Source organism: Pseudomonas sp. MF09156, assembly GCF_059862305.1.
Genome location: NZ_JCBCUR010000004.1, coordinates 56,664 through 79,523 on the forward strand (window position 1 = coordinate 56,664; position 22,860 = coordinate 79,523).

Below are 22,860 nucleotides of genomic sequence, written 5' to 3' on the forward strand. Positions count from 1 at the left end.
CATGAAACCAGTGTTCATCGCCTTGCTAATGGCGTGCAGCAGCGCCCAGGCCGCCATGGGCCCGTTCGATGTGTATGAACAGGCGCTGCGCAATGATCCGGTGTTCCTCGGTGCAATCAAGGAGCGTGACGCCGGCCTGGAAAACCGCACCATCGGCCGCGCTGGCCTGTTGCCAAGGCTGTCGTACAACTACAACAAGGGCCGCAACAACTCCCAGGCCAACCTGCCCGATGGCCGTGGTGGCCACTATCACGACGACCGCAACTACAACAGTTTCGGCTCGACCTTCACCCTGCAACAGCCGCTGTTCGACTACGAAGCCTATGCCAACTACCGCAAGGGCGTGGCCCAGGCGCTGTTTGCCGACGAGAGTTTTCGCGACAAGAGCCAGGCGCTGTTGGTGCGGGTGCTGACCTATTACACCCAGGCACTGTTCGCCCAGGACCAGATCGACATCGCCCGGGCCAAAAAGAAGGCCTACGAGCAACAGTTCCAGCAGAACCAGCACCTGTTCCAGCAAGGCGAGGGCACGCGTACCGATATTCTGGAGGCCGAGTCCCGTTACGAACTGGCCACCGCCGAAGAAATCCAGGCGCTCGACGAGCAGGATGCGTCACTGCGCGAACTGGGGGCGTTGCTCGGCGTACAGAGCGTCGATATTGCCGACCTGGCGCCACTGAACCACGACTTTGCCGCGTTCACCCTGGCCCCGGCCAACTACGACAGCTGGCACGAACTGGCGCTGACCAACAACCCGACCCTGGCCTCCCAGCGCCAGGCCGTGGAGGTGGCGCGCTATGAGGTGGAACGCAACCGCGCCGGGCACCTGCCGCGCATCACCGCGTACGCCAGTTCGCGCCAGCAGGAGTCCGACAGCGGCAACACCTACAACCAGCGCTACGACACCAACACCATCGGCATTGAAGTCAGCGTGCCGTTGTATGCCGGTGGCGGCGTCGCGGCGTCCACCCGCCAGGCCAGCCGCTCCATGGAGCAGGCCGAATATGAGCTGGAGGGCAAGACCCGCGAGACCCTGATCGAGCTGCGGCGCCAGTTCAGCGCCTGCCTGTCGGGGGTGAGCAAACTGCGCGCCTATCAAAAGGCCCTGGCTTCTGCCGAAGCGCTGGTGGTGTCGACCAAGCAAAGCATTCTGGGTGGCGAGCGGGTCAACCTCGATGCCCTCAACGCCGAACAGCAGCTGTACAGCACCCGTCGCGACCTGGCCCAGGCCCGTTACGACTATTTGATGGCCTGGACCAAATTGCACTACTACGCGGGCAACCTGCGCGACACCGACCTGGCCAAGGTCGACGAAGCCTTCGGCCCGGCCCAACGCTGACCCTGTAGGAGCCGGCTTGCCGGCGATAAGGCCGTTGAGCCCGCCATCGCCGGCACGCCCGCTCCTATAGGCTGATAAACACAATAAAAAGAGGAAGTCTGGGTGAACGCAAAACAACGAAGCTATCACTGCGTCATGCTGTGTGGCCTGGCCAGCCTGGGTACCGCCCAGGCCGCGCCCTATGTGGAGACCGGCAAGCTGGGCGACCCCGCCAGTTGGCGCTCGACGGAATACCAGCGGGACTGGGGCCTGGGGCGCATGCAGGCCGATCAGGCTTACGCCGCGGGGATCAGCGGTGCCGGGGTGAAGATCGGCGCGCTGGACTCGGGCTTTGATGCCAGCCACCCGCAAGCCTCCCCGGAGCGCTTCCACCCGGTGACCGCCAGCGGCACTTATGTGGATGGCAGCCCGTTTTCCACCACCGGCGCCCTGAACCCCAACAACGACTCCCACGGCACCCACGTCACCGGCACCATGGGGGCGGCGCGGGACGGCAGCGGCATGCATGGCGTGGCCTACAACGCGCAGATCTATGTGGGCAACACCAATGCCAACGACAGCTTCCTGTTTGGCCCGACGCCCGACCCCCAGTACTTCAAGGCGGTGTACAGCGCCATGGTCGATTCCGGAGTGCGCGCGATCAACAACAGCTGGGGCAGCCAGCCCAAGGATGTCAGCTACCAGACCCTGGGCGACCTGCACGCGGCCTACGCCCAGCACTTCAACCAGGGCACCTGGCTGGACGCCGCCGCCGATGTGGCCCGCGCCGGGGTGATCAATGTGTTTAGCGCCGGCAACAGCGGCTATGCCAACGCCAGCGTGCGCTCGGCCTTGCCTTACTTTGAACCGGCGTTGGAAGGCCACTGGCTGGCGGTGTCCGGCCTGGACAAGGCCAATAACCAGAAATACAACCAGTGCGGCATCGCCAAGTACTGGTGTATTGCCACCCCGGGTGCGCTGATCGACAGCACCGTTCCTGGCGGCGGCTATGGGATCAAGTCCGGCACCTCGATGTCGGCACCCCACGCCACTGGTGCGTTGGCGCTGGTGATGGAACGCTACCCGTACCTGAACAACGAGCAGGCCTTGCAGGTGTTGCTGACGACGGCCACGCAACTGGATGGTTCAATGACCGACGCGCCGACCGCCAGGGTCGGCTGGGGCGTGCCGGACCTTGGCCGGGCGATGCATGGGCCGGGGCAGTTGCTGGGTGCCATGGACGTCAATCTGGCGGCCGGGCAGGGCGATGTGTGGAGCAATGGCATCTCCGACAAGGCGCTGCTGCAACGCCAGGCCGAAGACAGTGCCGAGCGCCTGGCATGGCAACAGACCGTGCAGGACAAGGGCTGGGGAAATGGTCCGGGGGTCGGCGCCAGCCAGCAGGAACAGACCGACTACGCAGTGGGCATGGCCCGGGATGCGGCGGCGGCCCAGCGCATTTACCAAGGCAGTTTGATCAAGTCCGGCGCCGGTAGCCTGGTGCTCAGCGGCGACAGCACCTATCGCGGCCCGACCACGGTCAATGGCGGTGTGTTGAAGGTCGAGGGTGCGCTGACCTCGGCGGTCACGGTCAACCATGGCGGGACCTTGGGCGGCTCCGGACGTATCGGCGCGTTGCAGGCCAATAGCGGCAGCGTGATTGCGCCGGGCAATTCCATCGGCACCTTGAATGTGACTGGGGATGTGCGCTTCGACGCCGGGTCCACCTATGCGGTGGAGCTGTCGAATGCCAGCAGTGATCGCATTGTTGCGGGCGGCAAGGCCACCCTCAACGGCGGCACCGTGACCCTGGCCCTGGAAAACAGCCCGACCTTGCTCAGCCAGCCCCAGGCACAAAGCCTGGTCGGTCGCCAGTACAACATCTTGCAGGCGGCGGGTGGGGTCACCGGCAGTTTCGGTGCGGTATTGCCCAACTACCTGTTCCTCGGTGGCAACCTCGACTACAGCGCCAATGGCGTGCAACTGGCTATCGCGCGCAATGACGCAAGCTTTGCCAGCGTCGCGGCGACCCGCAACCAGCGCGCCGTGGCCGCTGCGGCCGAGCAGTTGGGGGCCGGCAACCCGGTGTATGAAAGCGTGCTGAGTGCCGACTCCAGTGTGGTGGCCCGCCAGGCCTTCCAGCAGTTGTCCGGCGAGATCTACCCGGCGGTCGGCGCGATGTTGATCAATGACAGCCGCCAGGTGCGCGATGCCGTCGGTGAGCGCCTGCGCCATGTGCCGGCGACCGGCGAAAGCAACCTGTGGATCAAGGCCCTCGGCGCCTGGGGCAAGGCCGACAGCAGCAGTGAATATGCTGGTTACACCCGCTCTATCGGCGGCATGCTGCTGGGGGTCGATGGCCAATGGGACGAACAGACCCGCGTCGGTGTGATGGCGGGCTACAGCGACAGCTCGCTGAACATGGGCGATGGCACGCATGCGTCGGCCGATGTCGACAGCTATCACCTGGGCACCTATGCCGGGCGTGAGCTGGGCAACTGGCGTGTGAGTGTGGGCGGCGCCTACAGCTGGCATCGCGGCGATGTGCAGCGCGACCTGCAATACGCTGACGTCAGCGCCAAGCAAAAAGCCAAGCTGGATGCGCGCAGCCTGCAGGTGTTCACCGAGGCGGCCTACCGCTTGGACCTGCAAGCGCTGGCCCTGGAACCGTTTGCCAACCTGGCCTATGTGCACCTGGACAGCGAAAGTTTCCATGAGAAAGGCGATGGCGCCGCCCTGCAACGGGGCAGTGATCGCCGCGACGCGACCCTCGGCACCCTGGGCCTGCGCGCCCTCAAGACCCTGCCTCTGAATGACCGCCAGCAGTTGGAACTCTCCGGCTCGCTCGGCTGGCAGCACAGCCTCACGCCGGTTGAATCCGAGGAACACCTGGCGTTCGTCGCAGGCGGCCCCTCGTTTGCCGTGCGCAGCACACCGCTTCAGCGCGATGCCGCGCTGGTGGGCTTGAAGGCCAGCCTGGCACTGAGTGACACCACACGGGTCAACCTCGACTACAACGGCCAACTGGGGTCGAAGGAGAACAACCAGGGCGTGGGCCTGAGCCTGGACTGGCAGTTCTGAAGCGGCGCCAACAAAAAGAACAACAAACGCAATGAAACTAAGGAAGGTCACCGTGAACGCAAAACAACGAGGGTTTCACTCCGCCATCCCAACAGGCCCGGGCTACCCGCTCAAGGCCTTGAGTCGCGTGCCATACGGCGCGTTGCTGTGTTGCCTGGCCAGCCTGGGTACCGCCCAGGCCGCACCCTACGTCGAAACCGGCAAGCTGGGGGATGTCGCCAGTTGGCGCAGCAATGAGTTCAAGGCCGATTGGGGCCTGGGCGCAGTCAATGCCGATGTGGCATATGCCGCCGGTTACAGCGGCAAGGGCGTGAAGCTGGGGATTTTCGACCAGCCGGTATACGCCCTGCATCCTGAGTTCTCCAGCCCGGGCAAGGTACAGACCCTGGTCACTGAAGGGATCCGCCAGTACACCGACCCGTATATCCCGGTGAAGGCCGGTGACCCGTTCCGCTACGACGGCACACCGTCCCTGGGTTCCAACGGCAAGCTGGGCGACCACGGCACCCATGTCGGGGGCATTGCCGCCGGCGACCGTAACGGCGGGCCGATGCACGGCGTGGCCTACAACGCACAGATCCTCAGCGCCGAGAACGGCGACCCCGGCCCCGAAGACGGGATCATCCTGGGTAACGACGGTGCGGTGTACCAGGCCGGTTGGGACAGCCTGGTGGCCAACGGCGCACGCATCATCAATAACAGCTGGGGCATTGGCATTGGCGATCAGTTTGCCAAGGGCGGCAAGGACCCGGCGTTCCCCCATTTTGCTCTCAGCGATGCGCAGGCGCAGTTCGACCAGATCAAGCCGCTGTTGGGCACCGCACCAGGCGGGGCTTATACCGGTGCGATCAACGCGGCGCGCAGCGGGGTGCTGACGATCTTCGCAGCCGGCAACGACTACAACCTGAACAACCCCGATGCGATCTCCGGCCTGGCGTATTTTGTGCCCGAGATCGCGCCCAATTGGCTGTCGGTGGCCGCATTGCAACGCAACCCGGATGCCAACAGCCCCAACCCCTATGTGATCAGCACCTTCTCGTCGCGCTGTGGCTATGCCGCCAGCTTCTGCGTGTCGGCGCCGGGCACGGCGATCTACAGCTCGGTGATGGTGGGCACCACGGTCGATAACATGACCCTGGGCTGGAACAACAAAAACGGCACCTCCATGGCTGCGCCCCATGTGGCAGGCGCGGCCGCCGTGTTGATGGAGCGTTTCCCGTACATGAGCGGCGAGCAGATTTCCACGCTGCTCAAGACCACCGCCACCGACCTTGGCGCACCGGGCATCGACGCACTGTACGGCTGGGGCATGATCAACCTGGGCAAGGCGGTCAGCGGACCGGGAATGTTTATCACCGCCGAGGATATCCCGGCCCAGTTCCGTATCGACGGTGGCTATGGCAGCGGCCAGTTTGTTGCGGACTTGCCGGGGGTTGGGGCGGTAGTTGACGCCGGCAAGCCCACCCAGCGCGTGTGTGACGATGTGCACTGCGGGCGGGATGTGTGGAGCAATGACATTGCCGGTCACGGCGGCTTGACCAAGCAGGGCATTGGGACGCTGGTGCTGACCGGCAACAACACCTACAGCGGGCCAACCCTGGTCAATCAAGGCCTGTTGGCGGTCAATGGCTCGCTGGCATCGCAGGTCACGGTGAGTAACAGCGGGGTGTTGGGCGGCTCCGGCAGCATCGGCGCGCTGCACGCGAAAAGCGGCGGTACGGTCGCGCCAGGTAACTCCATCGGCACCTTGAACGTGGCTGGGGATGTCAACTTCGACGCGGGTTCTACCTATGCGGTGGAGCTGTCCACTACCAGCAGCGACCGCATCGTCGCCGGTGGCAAGGCCACCCTCAACGGCGGCACCGTGACCCTGGCCCTGGAAAACAGCCCGACCTTGCTCAGCCAGCCCGAGGCGCAAAGCCTGATCGGTCGCCAGTACAACATCCTGCAGGCGGCCGGGGGAATTACCGGCAGCTTTGCCTCGGTACTGCCCAACTACCTGTTTGTCGGCGGCAACCTGAACTACGGCGCCAACGGCGTGCAGTTGGATGTTGCGCGCACGGCCAACAGCTTCGCCAGCGTCGCGGCGACCGATAACCAGCGCGCGGTGGCGGTGGCGGCCGAGCAACTGGGCGCGGGTAACGGGGTGTATGAAAGCCTGCTGCTGGCACCGAGTGCGGCCTCGGCGCAAGGGGCGTTCCAACAGTTGTCGGGGGAAATCTACCCGGCCCTGGAAACCGCGCTGGTCAATGACAACCGCTACCTGCGTGAAGCGGTGGGCGAGCGCCTGCAACAGGGTGAAATGGGCACCTCGCCACAAACCATCGACACGCGCGGCAACGTCTGGGTCAAGGCCCTTGGCGCCTGGGGTAAAACCGACAGCGCCAGCGATACGGCGGGCTACACCACCTCCATCGGCGGCCTGCTGGCGGGTGTGGACGGTGCGCTGGACGAAGACACACGCCTGGGCCTGGTCGCCGGTTACAGCGATACCTCGCTGAACATGGGTGATGGCACCCATTCGCGGGCATCGGTGGACAGCTACCACTTTGGCGCCTATGCCGGTCACGACATCGGCGCCTGGCGCCTGAGCGGCGGGGCGACCTACAGCTGGCACCGCGCTGATGTGAAACGTGAGCTGCAATACGGCGAAGTCGCCGGCAAGCAGAAAGCCAAGGTCGATGCCCGTAGCACCCAGCTCTTCACCGAAGCGGCTTATCGCCTGAACCTGCAACCGCTGGCGCTGGAGCCGTTCGCCAACCTGGCCTATGTGCATCTGGACAGCGACGGCTTCAGCGAGAAAGGCGATGCAGCAGCGCTCAAGGGCGGCGATGACACCCGCGACCTGGTGCTCAGCACCCTCGGCGTGCGGGCGTTGAAGACCTTCAACCTCAGCGACCATCAGGCGTTGGACGTTTCCGGCACCCTGGGCTGGCAGCACAACCTCAGCACCACCGATTCCGAGCGCCACCTGGCGTTTGCTTCAGGCAGTACCGCGTTTGCCGTGGAAAGCTCGCCGATGGTGCGCGACGCGGCCTTGGTCGGCGCGCGCGCCAGCCTGGCGCTGACCAAGGATGCGCGGGTGAACTTCGACTACAACGGCCTGCTGGCCAGCAAGGAGAAAATCCACGGCGTGGGCTTGAGCCTCGACTGGGCCTTCTAAACACCGCCGCTCCAAACGGTGGGAGCAGGTTTGCTCCCACCGTTACAGCATTCCAACTGTTTTGGCTTTCTCGACAATTCCAACAAAAGAGAGGCAATACCATGGGTGTCTATGACTACAAAAACCTTACTACCGAGGACTCCAAAGCACTGTTCGCCGATGCCATGGCGATCACCTTGTATTCCTACCACAACCTGGATAACGGTTTTGCCGTGGGGTACCAGCAACACGGCTTGGGCCTGGGTTTGCCGGCCACCCTGGTGCAGGCCTTGATTGGCAGCACCCATTCCCAAGGCGTGATTCCCGGGATCCCGTGGAACCCCGACTCGGAAAAGGCCGCCCTCGACGCCGTGCAAAAGGCCGGCTGGACGCCCATCAGCGCCAGCACCCTTGAGTATGGCGGCAAGGTCGACGCCCGGGGCACGTTCTTTGGCGAAAAAGCCGGTTATACCAGCGCCCAGGTCGAGGTCCTGGGCAAGTACGATGACGCCGGCAAACTGCTGGAAATCGGCATCGGCTTCCGTGGGACTTCGGGCCCCAGGGAAAACCTGATCCTTGATTCCATCGGCGATGTGATCAGTGACTTGCTGGCAGCGTTCGGTCCTGCTGATTATGCGAAAAACTACGCGGGCCAAGCGTTTGGCACCTTGCTTGGCAAAGTCGCCGCGTATGCCAGCGCACAGGGGCTCAGCGGCCAGGATGTGGTGGTCAGCGGCCATAGCCTCGGGGGCCTGGCAGTCAACAGCATGGCGGATTTGAGCAACGACAACTGGGCGGGGTTCTACCAGGACGCCAACTACGTGGCCTATGCCTCGCCGACCCAGAGCAGCGGCGACAAGGTGCTGAACATCGGCTACGAAAACGACCCGGTCTATCGGGCCCTCGACGGCTCCTCGTTCACGGGGTCCTCGCTTTGGGCCCACGATAAACCCCACGAATCCAGCGCCGATAACATCGTCAGCTTCAACGACCACTACGCCTCGACACTGTGGAACATCCTGCCGTTTTCCATCCTCAACCTGCCGACATGGATCTCCCATTTACCCACCGGTTATGGCGACGGCATGAGCCGCATCCTTGAATCCAAGTTCTATGACCTGACCAGCCGTGATTCGACAATCATCGTCGCCAACCTGTCGGACCCGGCGCGCGCCACTACCTGGGTGCAAGACCTCAACCGCAATGCCGAAGCGCACAAGGGCAGCACGTTCATCATCGGCAGCGACGGCAATGACCTGATCCAGGGCGGCCGGGGCAACGACTACCTGGAAGGCCGCGAAGGCAACGATACTTTCCGTGATGGCGGTGGCTACAACATCATGTTGGGCGGCAAGGGGTTCAACACCCTGGACCTGCAGCAGTCACTGAAAAACGTCGAGGTGGCCAACGACGGTGCAGGCACCCTCTATGTCCGCGACGGCCAAGGCGGCATCAGCATGACCCGTGACATGGGCGCGATAGTGAGCAAGGAAAGCTATCTGTTGCTGTTCAGCAAGGAGGTGACCCACAGCGTGACCGACAACGGCCTGCTGGCGGGCCGCGACCTGACGGCCTACGCGGCGTCGCTCAAGGGCGATGCCGGTGCCAATGTGCTCAAGGCCGGCGATGGCGGGCAGTGGTTGTTTGGCCTGGACGGCAATGACCATCTGATCGGCGGCAAAGGCAACGATGTGCTGGTCGGCGGGGCTGGCAATGACCTGCTGGAAGCGGGCGGCGGGCGTAATACCTTCCTGTTCGACGGCGACTTTGGCCAGGACCGGATCCTGGGCTACCAGTCGACAGACAAGTTGGTGTTCATGGGGGTGGCGGGGGTGGAAGGGCAGTACAACTACCTCGACCATGCCAAAGCAGTGGGCAGCGATACGCTGCTGACGTTTGGCGATAACTCGGTGACGTTGGTGGGGGTCGGACTTGGCAGCCTGTCGGCAGAGGCGTTCGTCATCACCTGAAACAACCCGTAGGAGCCGGCTAGCCGGCTCCTACGGTTATGCGGTCAGTCTTCCTTGCGCACGGTTGCGACATCCGCCGCCTTGACCCGTACGCGCTTGCCGGCGATATCGGTGAATTCGTAGAAACCATCGGGTGTCTTGGCATTCGGCGTGTCTGTGGTCAGGTACTGAGTACCGTTCTGCAAGGTCACGACGGTCGGCGTCGAGCAACCGGCCAATGCCAGAAACGTCAGTACGGCCAGCGGCAGGCCCCAGTTCTTCATGTTCATAACCCTTACTCTCATCCTTCGAAAACCCCGTGCTCAACGGCTGCGGGCAACAAATGTTACGCGGATCCACCCCCATCTGATCACTTTTATGCAAAAAGTTGCGTGCGCCACTGATCTATTAGCCATTGCAACGCAAGCCTTGGGACGGCACTCTGTATGCATAACCAGTGTTTGTCCAAGTGCCCGTCATGTCCAATCCCCTCGAAGACCCGTTCTACTACCTGCATAACTTCCGGCAAGTGCTCGACTGGCTGGGCCAGCGCTATGCCGATGTGCTGGACGAACAGGAGCAGCGCTTCATGGCGCAGTTCGCCCAGTTGCCGCAACCGGCCCAGGCGTTGCTGGTGCGCATGGTGATGCGCAAGGGCGTGCATTTTCGGGCGAGCAAGCTCAATTACGTCGAGATCGGCCCGGTTGATGTGGCCGTGCAGCCGTTGCTGGCCCACGGTTGGGTCAGCGAGCAAGGCCTGCTGTCGCTTGATGAGCTGTGGGGGCAGTTGCAAAAAGGCGAGGTACTGCAAGCGTTCAAGCCATGGATCGAGCAGCCCAGGGGCAAGAAGTCCGATTGGCTGCCCGGCCTGTCCAGCCAGTTCACCGAGCCGCGTACGTTTGCGCAGTGGTCCCCGCAGCTGGACGAGCGCCTGTACAGTCTCACGGTGATGGATTTATGTGAGCGCCTGCGCCTGATGTTCTTCGGCAACCTGTACCAGGACTGGTCGGAGTTTGTCTTGGCGGACCTGGGGATCTACACCTACGAAAAGGTCGAGTTCTGCGCCGAATCCCGCGGGCTGCGCCATCGCGACGATGTATCTGGCCTGCTGTTCCTGCACCAATGCCAGCAGGCGTTCGAGGCGGGCGAACCGTTGGAGGCTGTGCTGGCGCAAATAGCCACCTTGGCCACCGATAACCCCTGGCTGGAAAAACGTCGGGCCAAGCTGTTGTTCCAGGTTGGCCAGCATTGCGAGCGGCTCGCCGAACTGGCCCTGGCCGAGGTGATCTACCGCGATTGTGTCTACCCCGGCGCTCGTGCACGGCTGATCCGCGTACTGGAGCGCCAGGAGGATTTCGCCCAGGCCATGGCCCTGGCGCTGGAGGCCCAGGCCGCGCCACAAAGCGCGGCCGAGCAGCAGCACCTGTTGCGGGTTTTGCCGCGGTTGCGGCGCAAGCTGGGCGAGCCGGCGTTGCCCAAGCCCAAACCCCAGGTGATCCAGCGCCTGGACCTGGAACTGCCGTTCCCGCAACCGTTGGCGGCCGTGGAGTTCTGCGTGCAGGCGCATCTGGGAGATGAAGAGGGGCCGGTGCACTACGTGGAGAACACCCTGGTCAACTCGCTGTTCGGGCTGCTGTGCTGGCCGGCGATCTTCGCGCCGTTGCCCGGCTCGTTCTTTCACCCGTTCCAGCGCGGGCCGGTGGATTTGCACAGTGAGGACTTCCAGCAGCGCCGCGCCGAGCTATTTGCCGCGTGCCTGGACCAACTGCACGACGAGCGCTACAAAACCACGATCCGCCAGCGCTACGTCGAAAAGTGGGGGATCCAGTCGCCCTTTGTATTTTGGAATGTGTTGAGCGAAGAGCTGCTCGAGCAGGCGCTCGATTGCCTGCCCGCCGCGCACCTGCGGCACTGGTTCGACCGGTTGTTGTTGGATATCCGCGCCAATCGCGCCGGGATGCCGGACCTGATCCAGTTCTGGCCGGCGCAAAAAACCTATCGCATGATCGAAGTCAAAGGCCCGGGCGACCGCCTGCAGGACAACCAATTGCGCTGGCTGGAGTTCTGTAGCGAACACCAGATGCCGGTCACCGTGTGTTACGTACGCTGGGCGGAGCAGGGCGCTTGAGCTACACCGTTGCCGTACGGGCACTGTGCGAGTTCACGGCCAAGGTGGGTGACCTCGATCTGCGGTTTACCCCCTCGCCCAGTGCCCAGGAAGGCATGCTCGGCCATCGCACCGTGGCCTCCCGACGCAGTGCGCACTACCAGAGTGAAGTGGCCCTGGAAGGTCTCTACCAACAGTTGACCGTGCGCGGCCGCGCTGATGGCTATGATCCGGATCGCAATGTGCTGGAAGAGGTCAAGACCTACCGTGGCGACCTGGATGCGCAACCGGCCAACCACCGGCAACTGCACTGGGCCCAGGCCAAGGTCTATGGCTGGCTGATGTGCTGCAAGCTGGGGATACCTGAGATCGAGCTGGCGCTGGTGTATTTCGATATCGTCAGCGAGCGCGAAACCGTGATCCGCCAGGTGTGTGCGGTTGATGAGCTGGAGACGTTCTTCAATCGCCAGTGTGGGTTGTTCCTCGACTGGGCCGAGCAACAGGCACAGCGGCGCCTGGCCCGCGATACCGCGACCAAGGCCCTGGCCTTTCCCCACGCGGGCTTTCGCCTGGGCCAGCGGACCCTCGCCGAGTCGGTGTACAAGGCCGTCAGCACCGGACGCTGCCTGATGGCGCAGGCGCCCACGGGGATCGGTAAAACCATTGGCACGGTGTTCCCGGTGCTCAAGGCCATGGCGCCGCAGCAGTTGGACAAGCTGTTCTTTCTCACGGCCAAGACCCCTGGCCGCAAACTGGCGCTGGACGCGGTGCAGATACTGCACGCAAGTGCCGACCTGCCGCTGCACGTGCTGGAGCTGGTGGCGCGGGACAAGGCCTGCGAGCACCTGGACAAGGCCTGTCATGGCGATTCCTGCCCGCTGGCCAAGGGCTTTTATGATCGCCTTCCAGCCGCGCGCGAAGCGGCGGCCAGGGTGCGCCTACTGGATCAACGCACTCTGCGCGAGGTGGCGCTGGCCCATGAGGTGTGCCCGTATTACCTGAGCCAGGAAATGGCGCGCTGGTGCGACATGGTGGTCGCCGACTACAACTATTACTTCGATTTTGGCGCGATGCTGTTTGGCCTGGCCCAGCTCAACCAATGGCGGGTCGCGGTGCTGGTGGACGAAGCCCATAACCTGGTGGAGCGGGGCCGCGCGATGTACAGCGCCGACCTCGATCAATTTTCCCTGAAGACCGTGCGCGACAGCGCCCCCGAGCCGTTGCGCAAACCGTTGCAGCGGCTCAACCGTGAATGGAACGCGCTGCACAAAGAGCAGGTCACGGTGTATCAGGCCTATCCGAGCAAACCGGAGAAGCTGTTGCAGGCCTTGGCCCTGTGCACCAGCGCCATGGGCGAGTATTTCAACGATCACCCGCAGGCGCTCACGGGCGAACTGCAAGGCTTTTACTTCGAGGCCTTGCAGTTCGCCAAGGTGGCGGAGCTGTTCAACGAGCAGTTTATTTTTGATATCAGCCAGCGCGACCCACTGGCCAAGCGTCGCTTCTCGCGCTTGAGCCTGCGTAATGTGGTGCCGGCCGAGTTTATCCGCCCACGCTTGACGGCCGCCCGCAGCAGCGTGCTGTTTTCCGCGACCCTCAGCCCCCGGCATTACTACGCCGACCTGCTGGGCCTGCCGGCGGATACCGCGTGGGTCGACGTGGAATCGCCCTTCGATGCCGCACAGTTGCAGGTGCGCATCATCGACCGCATCTCCACGCGTTTTGTGCATCGCCAGGCGTCCCTGGCGCCCATCGTCGCAGTGATCGCCGAGCAGTTTGAACGCACGCCGGGCAACTACCTGGCGTTTTTCAGTAGCTTCGATTACCAGCAGCAAGTGGCGCAATTACTGGCCGAGCGGCATCCGTCGATCCCAACCTGGCATCAATCGCGGGGCATGGCCGAGGCCGAACGCCAGGCGTTCCTTGACCAGTTCACCCAGCACAGCCAGGGCGTGGGGTTCGCCGTGCTGGGCGGGGCGTTCGGCGAGGGTATCGACTTGCCGGGCGCGCGCCTGATCGGGGCTTTTATCGCCACCCTGGGCCTGGCGCAACTCAATCCGGTCAACGAGCAAATGAAGCTGCGCATGGGTGCGATCTTCGGTGCGGGGTACGACTACACCTACCTGTATCCCGGGATCCAGAAGGTGGTACAGGCGGCCGGCCGGGTGATTCGCACCCAGCAGGACCAAGGGGTAGTGATGCTGATCGATGACCGTTTTGCCGAACCCAAGGTGCGGCCGCTACTGCCGCGCTGGTGGTCGGTGACCTGAGGTATTTGCCCCATCAATGATGCTGGCGCAGGCTGTATCGCTGGGGCAGTCTGCAGCAGTCCCCTGATGGAGCGGTGCGATGAGTGCTATCGAACAACAGACGATCCAGGTCAACGGTATTCAATTGTGCCTGCACATCGCCGGCCCCGAGAGCGGCCCGCCGGTGTGGCTGCTCCACGGCTTTCCCGAGTGCTGGCACTCCTGGCGCCAGCAGATACCGGCGCTGACTGCCGCTGGCTATCGCGTGTTCGTGCCGCAGATGCGCGGCTACGGGCACAGCAGCGCCCCCGCAGCCATTGCCGACTACGACCTGCTGACCCTGTGCGCGGATATCCAGGGTGCCATGGACCTGTTCGGGCATCGTCGGGTGGTGATGGTCGGCCATGACTGGGGCGCGGTGGTGGCCTGGCACCTGGCCTTGTTGGAGCCGCAGCGCATCAGCGCCCTGGTCACGATGTCGGTGCCCTTCGCCGGTCGTTCCCGCAGGCCGGTGATCGAGATCATGCGCGAGCTGTATGCCGAGCGGTTCAACTACATCCTGTATTTCCAGGAGCCCGGCGTGGCCGAACAGGAGCTGGAGGCGGATATCGAGCGCAGCTTGCGCCTGTTTATGCAGGACCAGGATGTATTCCTGCAGCAGAAACCGGCCACGGCCACCTTGCTGGAAGGTGTTGCATTGCCTGGCGCCTTGCCGGCCTGGTGCAGCCAGCACGACCTGGATATTTATGTACAAACCTTCGCCAAGGGCTTTCGCGGGCCGTTGAACTGGTACCGCAACTTTGAGCGCAACTGGCAGCGCACCGAGTTCCTGGCGGGCCGGCAGGTGCTGCAACCGACGTTGTTCCTGATCGGCGACCGTGATCCTGTGGGGGTGTTTGAGGCCCATACGCTCAAGCGCATGCCCCAGGTGGTGCCGCAGTTGCAGCAGCAGGTACTGGCCAACTGCGGGCACTGGATCCAGGTGGAGCAGGGCGCGCAGGTCAACGCCCGGCTGCTGGAGTTCCTCGGGCGCTGAAGGTCAGCCCTTGGCCTTGGCCAGGAACGGCGCCAGGCGCCGGCCCATTTCTTCACCCAGGGCCTGTAGCCCGCTCAAGGGGCGGACCATCACTTCAAACTCGATGATTTGCCCCTGTTCGTTGAAGCGGATCAGGTCGATGCCCTTGAGCTGCTTGTCGCCCACCCGCGCGCTGAACTCCAGCACCACGTTGTGGCCGTCGGCGCTGGCCAGTTCGCGGTGGTACTGGAAGTCTTCAAACACGGTAAACACGGTGTTGAGAATCATCGACACCACGGGTGCGCCGGGGTAGGGGGTATGCGCCATGGGCGAGCGAAACACGGCATCCGGCGCCAGCAGTTCGGGCAGGGCTTTGAGGTCGGCAGTGGCCAGCATGGTGTGCCAGCGCTTTAGGGTATGGGCGGCCGGGCTGGATAATTGCAGAGCTTCGGACATGGTCTGTACCTGTTCTTATGAGTGTCTGGCAACCATAAGAGCAGCCGCGAGATGGGATCAATGATCCAAACTGACAGTTATATGCCTGGAACAAACATCGCGCCTGTGGGAGCTGGCTTGCCCGCGATGGCGGTGTATCAGTCGATAAATCTATTGGCTGACCTGCCGCCATCGCCGGCAAGCCAGCTCCCACAGGAGAACGCGCACGGCTGTCAGGCTGGGGGGATTGGGGGTTACACCACCTCCAGGTAGGAGCTGTGGATCGCCCGCGCCAGTTCGCGCACGGTGTCGATAAACTCGGTCAGCCGGCTGTGCAGGCCTTCTTCGAGAATCTCATCGATACCGGTGTAGCGCAGCCGCGCTTCAAACTCCGCCGCCAGGCGCTGGGCCGTGCGGCCGTAGCTGCCCGGCAGGTCGGCGAGGATATGGCTCAACTCCTCGATACACGCATGCAATGAGCGCGGCACATCGCTGCGCAGCAGCAGCAACTCCGACACCGAACGCGCATTCAGCGCATTGGGGTACAGCTCGGTGTAGGCCTCGAACGACGACAAGGCACGCAGCAGGGCGCTCCACTGGTAGTAGCCGCGGGCGGACAGGTCGCTGACTTCTTCGGACTCCTCGCCGAACATCTCGTAACGCGCATCCAGCAGGCGCAAGGTGTTGTCGGCGCGCTCGACAAAGGTGCCCAGGCGGATAAAACGATAGGCATCGTTGCGCATGATGGTGCCGGACGTGGCCCCCCGGAACAGGTGCGAACGCTGCTTGACCCAGTCACAGAAGTGGCTGATGCCATGGCGGGCCAGGCCGCCGGCGGCGATGCTGCGCATTTCCAGCCAGGTGGCGTTGAGGTTTTCCCACATGTCGGCGGTGATCCGTCCACGTACCGCATGGGCATTGCCCCGGGCGGCGCGCAGGCAGTTGTAGATACTGGCTGGGTTTTCTTCGTCGAGGGCGAAAAAGTGCAGCATGCGCTCGGCGTCCAGTTGTTGATGGCGCTCCAGGTAGTTGTCCAGGGTGCCACTGCTGAGCAGCGACATCGCCAGTTCATCCAGGCCATCACTGCGCCCGGCCTGGGGCATCAGCGACAGCGAATAACTGACCTCCAGCATGCGCGCCAGGTTCTCTGCGCGTTCCAGGTAGCGCGACATCCAATACAGATCTGCGGCGGTTCTACTCAGCATACTCAGCCCTCCACCACCCAGGTGTCCTTGGTTCCGCCGCCTTGCGACGAATTGACGATCAATGAGCCTTCACGCAATGCCACGCGGGTCAGGCCGCCTGGCACCAGTCGGGTCTCCTTGCCCGACAGCACGAACGGGCGCAGGTCGATATGCCGTGGCGCGATGCCGTTTTCGACAAAGGTCGGGCAGGTGGACAGGCTCAGGGTCGGTTGGGCGATATAGGCATGGGGCCGGGCCTTGATGCGTTGGCGGAAGTCCTCGATCTCGGCCGCCGAGGCGGCTGGGCCCACCAGCATGCCGTAGCCGCCGGAACCCTGGGTTTCCTTGACCACCAGATCGGGCAAGTGCGCCAGTACGTGGGACAGTTCATCGGGTTTGCGGCACTGGAAGGTGGGTACGTTTTGCAACACCGGTTCCTCATCCAGATAGAAGCGAATCATCTCTGGCACATAGGGGTAGATGGATTTGTCGTCGGCCACCCCGGTGCCGATGGCATTGGCCAGCACCACATTGCCGGCGCAGTAGGCGGCCACCAGGCCGGGCACGCCGAGCATGGATTCGGGGTTGAAGGCCTGGGGATCGAGGAAGGCATCGTCGATGCGCCGGTAGATCACATCCACGGGTTTCGGGCCGTCGGTGGTGCGCATGAACACCTTGAGGTCGTGCACGAACAGGTCGGCACCTTCGACCAACTCGACGCCCATCTCCCGGGCGAGGAACGCGTGTTCGAAAAACGCGCTGTTAAAGCGCCCGGGGGTCAGCACCACCACATTGGGGCTGTCCAGGCGGCTGGCGCTTTTCAGGGTCTTGAGCAGCAGGTTGGGATAGTGGTCCACCGGCGCGATGCGCTGCTTGGCAAATACTTCCGGGAACAGGCGCATCATCATCTTGCGGTCTTCGAGCATGTAGCTCACGCCGCTGGGGGTGCGCAGGTTGTCTTCGAGGACGTAATACGTACCGTCGCCATCGCGCACCAGGTCGACACCGGAGATGTGCGAATAGATATCACGGTGCAGGTCGAGGCCGATCATGGCCTTTTGATAGCCTTCATTGCCCAGCACCTGCTCGGCGGGAATGATCCCGGCCTTGATAATGCGCTGGTCGTGATAGATATCGGCGAGGAACATGTTCAGCGCATTGACCCGCTGGATACAGCCGCGGTCGATCACCCTCCACTCACTGGCGGGAATGCTGCGCGGGATGATGTCGAAGGGAATCAGGCGCTCGGTGTCTTGCTCGTCACCGTACAGGGTGAAAGTGATCCCGGCGCGGTGGAACAATAGGTCGGCCTCGCGGCGGCGCTGGGCCAGCAGTTCCGGCGGCGTGTTGGCCAGCCAGCGGGAAAAATCCTGGTAGTGCGCACGGCACACGCCATTTGCGTCATTCATTTCATCGAAGAAAGATCGAGCCATTCCAATTACCTTGTCAGTGCCGGGTAAAACGCTGCAGGCACTGCCGCTTTAGAAAACGCATTGTTATGAGCCCGTGGCTTTTGGCGCCAACGGACCTTGTCCTTACTTTCTTGTGGAGTCGGCTCTGAGTCGGGGGGTAACAGTTGCTCCTGTGTTCACCCTGGCAAGTAGGGAGTAGCAGGAGTAAAGCAATGGCTGTGCCGCAAGCGTGTTTATTGGGATTACACGGTGTATCAGCCCGTTACTGGAGCGGCCTGGGCAAGCGTGGTGCGTGATAGGCGCAGCATTTGCTTCATAACGGTGCAGGCGATTGACCTGAACTTCGCGCACCGCCGGTTCTTCTAAGTGGATTACGCCCTCTGAGGAATATCGATTGTGCCCAGGATCATCTCCCCGCACAGCCCGGAATCGGCGCTGGCCGACCACACCGAACACAACGCGAAGATCTTCGGCTCGCCCAAGGACCGGTTGGATTTCTATCGTCGGGAAATCCAGTACGAAACCTCCATCCTCGCCAACCGTACCGATGCCTACCTGACGGCGCAGTCGTTTTTGGTGATTGCCTTTGTGTCCTGCATGGGCAACCTCAACCCGGAGTGGGGCAAGCTGTTTACCCTGGTGGTGCCGCTGATGTTGTCGATGCTTGGCGTGTTCAGCTCGCTCAATGCCTGGCCGGGCATCCGGGCGGCCTACGACATCATTGACCACTGGCACTTCAAGCAGAGCGAACTGTTGCGCAGCGAGCCGGTGATGGGCCTGGCCTACGATGAGTCGCCGCTGTTCTGCGAGACCGAGTCGTCGCACAAGGGCTATCGCAAGTCATTGCTGTTTTCCGTGCGCACGCCGTGGTTGTTCACCGTGTTCTGGATGCTGCTGGCAGCGTTTGCGTTCTATATCCAGGTAGACAACCCGGGGGGGTGACCATTGATCAGCATGGGGCTTGCGCAATGAACTTCATCCCGCCGCGCGGCACCTTAACCTTACACCAACGAATAAAGAGGTTCCCATGAGCACCAATGACAGCCAAGACCTGCAAACCCGCGGCAGGAACGATCCAGCCATCGCTGACGATGCCCGCAAAGTGCCCACTCCAAGCAACGGGGCCACGGCTCCCAAGGACCCGCAACCCGCCACCGACAAGGTGGCCAGGGACAACGAGTACAGTCCGGACTTCAAGCCCGAACGCGAACCCAAGCCCAAGACCGACGCTGACATTGATACCCAGGGCGGCTAGGGCCATGCATACCCCAACCGAAGAGGAGCCGATCAATGACCCGGGCAATGAAGACCCCGGATCGTTGATGGATGATGCGCAGGTGCCGCTGATTGATGGGGACGACGCCCCAGAAGAGGTCAGCTCCGATTGATCTGTACCGCCTTCTACGCGCCATCCAAGGGCGGCAACCGACGCTTGACCGGGGTTTTCTTGACGATGGCGGTGTTGGTCTCGGCATAGCCGTTGAGCCGGTCAAGCAAGGTATCCAACTGGTCCATGGTGCGTACATGCAGCCGTGCGATAAAACAGTCGTCGCCGGTGACTTTGTCGCACTCGGTAAACTGCGGTATTGCCTGGATCTGCCGCTCCACTTCCTGTAATTGGCCGGGCAGGGGGCGGATGCGCACGATGGCTTGCAGCAAATAACCGAAGTGTTTGGGGTCGATATCCACCGTATAGCCCTTCAGAACACCGCGTTCCTCCAGACGTCGCAATCGCTCGCCAACGCTGGGCGAGGACAGGCCGGTAATCCCCGCCAGGGTCTTGAGCGTGCAGCGTGAGTCGTCCATCAGGGCGGCAATCAGTTGTTGGTCAATAACATCAATCATCCTGGGCTCCTTAACCAAACCTGCTATTTCACCTAATAAGAATAGGCGCTGACTACCTTTGACCTTCTTCAGGCGCTGGAGCCTGATCGACGCAGATTGCCATAATTTAGCCTCATTCGAGGAGCTTAATCATGGACACATCCATACGTCGCGGCTCATGGGAAATGGTCGGTGCCATGCTGATCTCCGGCACGATCGGCTGGTTCGTGCTGATGTCTGGCGTGCCGGTCATTGAGGTGGTGTTCTGGCGTTGCGTCATTGGCGCCTTGACCCTGTTGCTGGTGTGCTGGCGCCTGGGGTATTTACGCAGTACATGGCTGAGTTATTCAACACTCGGCTGGGCCATGTTGAGCGGCGTGGCCATCGTGGGTAACTGGCTGTTGCTGTTTGCGTCCTATGCCAAGGCGTCGATTGCCATCAGCACGGCGGTCTATAACGTTCAGCCATTTATGCTGGTGATCCTCGCGGCGCTGTTGCTTGGCGAGAAAATCACCGTACAGAAGCTGGCGTGGCTGAGCGTGTCATTCATGGGCATGTTGGCTATCGTCACCGCCCATGGCGAGCAGCAGGGCAGCGGTGATCAATACCTGTGGGGCGTGGCCCAGGCGCTGGGCGCGGCCCTTTTGTATGCCATCGCTGCACTGATCATCAAGCGCCTGAAGGCTGTGCCGCCCCATCTGCTGGCGCTGATTCAAGTGAGTACCGGTGCAGTGCTGTTGGTGCCGCTGGTTTCGTGGCACAGCCTTTGGGCGCCGGTTGATGCCTGGGCGGCGCTGTTGACACTGGGGGTGGTGCACACCGGCCTGATGTACGTGCTGCTGTATGGTGCGATTCAAAAGCTGCCGACGGCATTGACCGGGGCGCTGTCGTTCATCTACCCGATTGCGGCGATCCTGGTTGACTGGATGGCCTACGGGCATCGTCTGGGCTGGGCACAGTGGCTGGGCGTTGCGGCAATATTGCTAGCGGCGGCAGGATTGCAGCGAGGCTGGTGGTGGCGTGCTGAACCCGATCTGCCGCCATCCAGGCGCCCCTTGTAGGAGCCGGCTTGCCGGCGATAGCGCCTTCCAGATCGCCATCGCCGGCAAGCCGGCTCCTACAAGGGCGTGGGTCAGTGTGGCGCGCGGGGGATGGTCTTGAGCAGGTCCGCCGGGCTGATATGCCCCACGACCTGCTGCTGCACACCGCTGCCCGGCAACGGCAGGTCGAGGATATGGCCCTTGATCTTGCCCACCACGTGCATTTCACAAGGTTTGCAGTCGAATTTCAGGGTCAGTACTTCGTCGCCATGAATCAGCTGCATCGGCGCGACCTTGGTCCGCACGCCGGTCACGCCCTTGGCCTGCTTGGGGCACAGGTTGAAGGAGAAACGCAGGCAGTGCTTGGTGATCATCACCGGCACTTCACCGGTTTCTTCGTGGGCCTCGTAGGCTGCGTCGATCAACTTCACGCCGTGGCGGTGATAGAAATCGCGGGCCTTCTGGTTGTAGACGTTGGCCAGGAACGACAGGTGCGATTCCGGGTACACCGGCGGCGGCGTGGTTTCGGCTTTGCGGCCACCACGGGGGTGGGCCTCGACACGGGCCACCGTCAGCGCTTCGATCACATCGCGGCGCAAGGCCTTGAGTTGCGAGTTGGGAATGAAGTACGCCTGCGGCGCATCCAGCTCGATCGCCGTGGCGTGATACTGGGTGGTGCCCAGTTGGCCAAGCAGGTCGCGCAGGGTGTCCAGTGCCTGTTCCGGCTTGTTGGCCACGCCGAACGGGCCGGGCAGGGTGGTGCTGGCGCTCACGCCTTCTTCACTGGTGGCGGTCAGTTGCAGTTGGTCTTCGCGCAGGCACGCCTGCCAGGACACGCCAATCCGGCGCTCGGCCGAGGTCTTGAGCAACGCTTGCTGCCAGTTATGGTCGAGGTTGCGGTTGAGCGGGTGATTCGGTCGTAGTTGATGCAGGCCCGCCGGCATTTCGTTGGGCTCGACACGGTAGCGGTAGCGCTTTTCGCCGTCTTCTTCGAACTCGCCTTTAGGCTCGGCGATATTGGCGCGAAAACCTACGACTTCGCGCTTGATCAGCACGTTCAGGCCGTCACCGTTGGACAGCGGCTCGTGGGTGATTACCTGCAAGTCGCGTTTGCCGGCTTTTTCCACCACACCTACCGGCAAGCCGGTAAAGGTCGGGGTGTCGAAGGCGCCGATATCGATCTTGCGGTCGCTGACGAAGTAGTCGGTGCTGCCGCGGTGGAAGGTCTTTTCCGGGTCTGGCAGGAAGAAATGCGCAGTGCGGCCGCTGGAGGCGCGGGCCAGGTCCGGGCGGTCTTCGAGGATTTCGTCCAGGCGCTGGCGGTAATAGGCGGTGATGTTCTTCACATAACCCATGTCTTTGTAGCGACCCTCGATCTTGAACGAGCGCACGCCGGCGTCCACCAGTGCGCGCAGGTTGGCGCTCTGGTTGTTGTCTTTCATCGACAACAGGTGCTTTTCAAAGGCGACGACGCGGCCCTGGTCATCCTTGAGGGTGTAGGGCAGGCGGCAGGCCTGGGAGCAGTCGCCACGGTTGGCGCTACGGCCGTTTTGCGCGTGGGAAATATTGCACTGCCCGGAGAACGCCACGCACAACGCGCCGTGGATGAAGAACTCGATGGCGGCATCGGTTTCATCGGCAATCGCACGGATTTCCTGAAGGTTCAGCTCGCGGGCCAGCACCAGTTGGGAGAACCCGGCCTGGTCGAGGAACTTGGCCCGGTTCAGGGTGCGGATGTCGGTCTGGGTGCTGGCATGCAGCTCGATGGGCGGGATATCCAGTTCCATCACGCCCAGGTCCTGGACGATCAACGCATCAACCCCGGCATCGTACAACTGGTGGATCAGCTTGCGCGCTGGCTCCAGTTCGTCGTCATGCAGGATGGTGTTGATGGTGGTGAACACGCGGGCGTGGTAACGACGGGCGAACTCCACCAGTTGGGCGATCTCGCTCACGTCGTTGCAGGCGTTGTGGCGCGCACCGAAGCTCGGGCCGCCGATATACACAGCGTCGGCGCCGTGCAAGATAGCCTCGCGCGCGATGGCGACATCGCGGGCAGGGCTGAGCAATTCCAGATGATGCTTGGGCAAGGACATAGTTTTTT

The 22,860-nt window shown here is 62.7% G+C and carries 17 protein-coding genes; 11 read left to right on the forward strand and 6 right to left on the reverse strand.

From position 1 onward, the window contains the following. The first annotated feature begins 1 nt into the window (after position 1). From AC19YY_RS11880 to AC19YY_RS11895, 4 genes are all read left to right on the forward strand, one after another. The gene (locus AC19YY_RS11880) at positions 2-1,339 is read left to right on the forward strand and encodes a TolC family outer membrane protein (RefSeq protein ID WP_169951577.1); all 1,338 of its coding nucleotides are present in this window, start codon (positions 2-4) and stop codon (positions 1,337-1,339) included. A 135-nt stretch (positions 1,340-1,474) separates the two neighbouring features. After that, positions 1,475-4,399, forward strand: coding sequence for an autotransporter serine peptidase EprS (gene eprS, locus AC19YY_RS11885; RefSeq protein ID WP_500604369.1), 2,925 nt, complete (start codon positions 1,475-1,477; stop codon positions 4,397-4,399). Between the two features lie 31 nt (positions 4,400-4,430). Next, a complete protein-coding gene (locus tag AC19YY_RS11890; RefSeq protein WP_500604216.1) occupies positions 4,431-7,562 on the forward strand; it encodes an autotransporter outer membrane beta-barrel domain-containing protein in 3,132 nt (1,043 codons plus the stop codon). 101 nt (positions 7,563-7,663) lie between these two features. Then, a complete protein-coding gene (locus tag AC19YY_RS11895; protein WP_500604217.1) occupies positions 7,664-9,511 on the forward strand; it encodes a polyurethane esterase in 1,848 nt (615 codons plus the stop codon). 44 nt (positions 9,512-9,555) lie between these two features. On the opposite strand, the gene AC19YY_RS11900 is transcribed toward AC19YY_RS11895, so the two are convergent. After that, positions 9,556-9,780, reverse strand: coding sequence for a YgdI/YgdR family lipoprotein (locus AC19YY_RS11900; RefSeq protein WP_076960938.1), 225 nt, complete (start codon positions 9,778-9,780; stop codon positions 9,556-9,558). Positions 9,781-9,968: 188 nt separating this feature from the next. Between AC19YY_RS11900 and AC19YY_RS11905 the strand changes: the two genes are divergently transcribed. From AC19YY_RS11905 to AC19YY_RS11915, 3 genes are all read left to right on the forward strand, one after another. Next, the gene (locus AC19YY_RS11905) at positions 9,969-11,618 is read left to right on the forward strand and encodes a VRR-NUC domain-containing protein (RefSeq protein ID WP_500604218.1); all 1,650 of its coding nucleotides are present in this window, start codon (positions 9,969-9,971) and stop codon (positions 11,616-11,618) included. Beyond that, complete coding sequence (locus AC19YY_RS11910) at positions 11,615-13,867, forward strand: ATP-dependent DNA helicase (protein WP_500604219.1); 2,253 nt, start codon at positions 11,615-11,617, stop codon at positions 13,865-13,867. Before AC19YY_RS11905 ends, AC19YY_RS11910 begins: the two co-directional genes overlap by 4 nt. Positions 13,868-13,946: 79 nt before the next feature. Continuing rightward, positions 13,947-14,882: an alpha/beta fold hydrolase gene (locus AC19YY_RS11915; protein ID WP_500604220.1), complete on the forward strand. Its 936-nt coding sequence runs from the start codon at positions 13,947-13,949 to the stop codon at positions 14,880-14,882. A 3-nt stretch (positions 14,883-14,885) separates the two neighbouring features. Here AC19YY_RS11915 and AC19YY_RS11920 read toward each other — a convergent pair whose 3' ends face one another. The 3 genes from AC19YY_RS11920 to AC19YY_RS11930 all read right to left on the reverse strand — a co-directional run bounded on the left by AC19YY_RS11920 (position 14,886) and on the right by AC19YY_RS11930 (position 17,913). Beyond that, positions 14,886-15,317: a nuclear transport factor 2 family protein gene (locus AC19YY_RS11920; protein WP_170041424.1), complete on the reverse strand. Its 432-nt coding sequence runs from the start codon at positions 15,315-15,317 to the stop codon at positions 14,886-14,888. Between the two features lie 233 nt (positions 15,318-15,550). Further along, the gene (locus AC19YY_RS11925) at positions 15,551-16,501 is read right to left on the reverse strand and encodes an alpha-E domain-containing protein (RefSeq protein ID WP_169951592.1); all 951 of its coding nucleotides are present in this window, start codon (positions 16,499-16,501) and stop codon (positions 15,551-15,553) included. Between the two features lie 2 nt (positions 16,502-16,503). Beyond that, the gene (locus tag AC19YY_RS11930) at positions 16,504-17,913 is read right to left on the reverse strand and encodes a circularly permuted type 2 ATP-grasp protein (RefSeq protein WP_500604221.1); all 1,410 of its coding nucleotides are present in this window, start codon (positions 17,911-17,913) and stop codon (positions 16,504-16,506) included. A gap of 375 nt (positions 17,914-18,288) precedes the next feature. Between AC19YY_RS11930 and AC19YY_RS11935 the strand changes: the two genes are divergently transcribed. The 3 genes from AC19YY_RS11935 to AC19YY_RS11945 all read left to right on the forward strand — a co-directional run bounded on the left by AC19YY_RS11935 (position 18,289) and on the right by AC19YY_RS11945 (position 19,280). Then, complete coding sequence (locus AC19YY_RS11935) at positions 18,289-18,834, forward strand: hypothetical protein (RefSeq protein WP_500604222.1); 546 nt, start codon at positions 18,289-18,291, stop codon at positions 18,832-18,834. Between the two features lie 85 nt (positions 18,835-18,919). After that, entirely contained in the window at positions 18,920-19,147 is a 228-nt protein-coding gene (locus AC19YY_RS11940) for a hypothetical protein (RefSeq protein WP_500604223.1), read from the forward strand. Positions 19,148-19,151: 4 nt separating this feature from the next. Then, complete coding sequence (locus tag AC19YY_RS11945) at positions 19,152-19,280, forward strand: hypothetical protein (RefSeq protein WP_262376885.1); 129 nt, start codon at positions 19,152-19,154, stop codon at positions 19,278-19,280. 13 nt (positions 19,281-19,293) lie between these two features. Here AC19YY_RS11945 and AC19YY_RS11950 read toward each other — a convergent pair whose 3' ends face one another. Next, positions 19,294-19,737 carry an Lrp/AsnC family transcriptional regulator gene (locus tag AC19YY_RS11950; protein WP_169951600.1) on the reverse strand — a complete coding sequence of 148 codons (444 nt, stop codon included), beginning with the start codon at positions 19,735-19,737 and terminating at the stop codon, positions 19,294-19,296. 131 nt (positions 19,738-19,868) lie between these two features. Here AC19YY_RS11950 and AC19YY_RS11955 point away from each other — a divergent pair, with 131 nt between their 5' ends. Beyond that, positions 19,869-20,777: a DMT family transporter gene (locus AC19YY_RS11955; RefSeq protein WP_500604224.1), complete on the forward strand. Its 909-nt coding sequence runs from the start codon at positions 19,869-19,871 to the stop codon at positions 20,775-20,777. A gap of 71 nt (positions 20,778-20,848) precedes the next feature. Here AC19YY_RS11955 and AC19YY_RS11960 read toward each other — a convergent pair whose 3' ends face one another. Continuing rightward, on the reverse strand, positions 20,849-22,852 hold the full coding sequence (locus AC19YY_RS11960) for a peptidase U32 family protein (protein WP_169951605.1): 2,004 nt from the start codon (positions 22,850-22,852) through the stop codon (positions 20,849-20,851). Between the last annotated feature and the right edge of the window lie 8 nt (positions 22,853-22,860).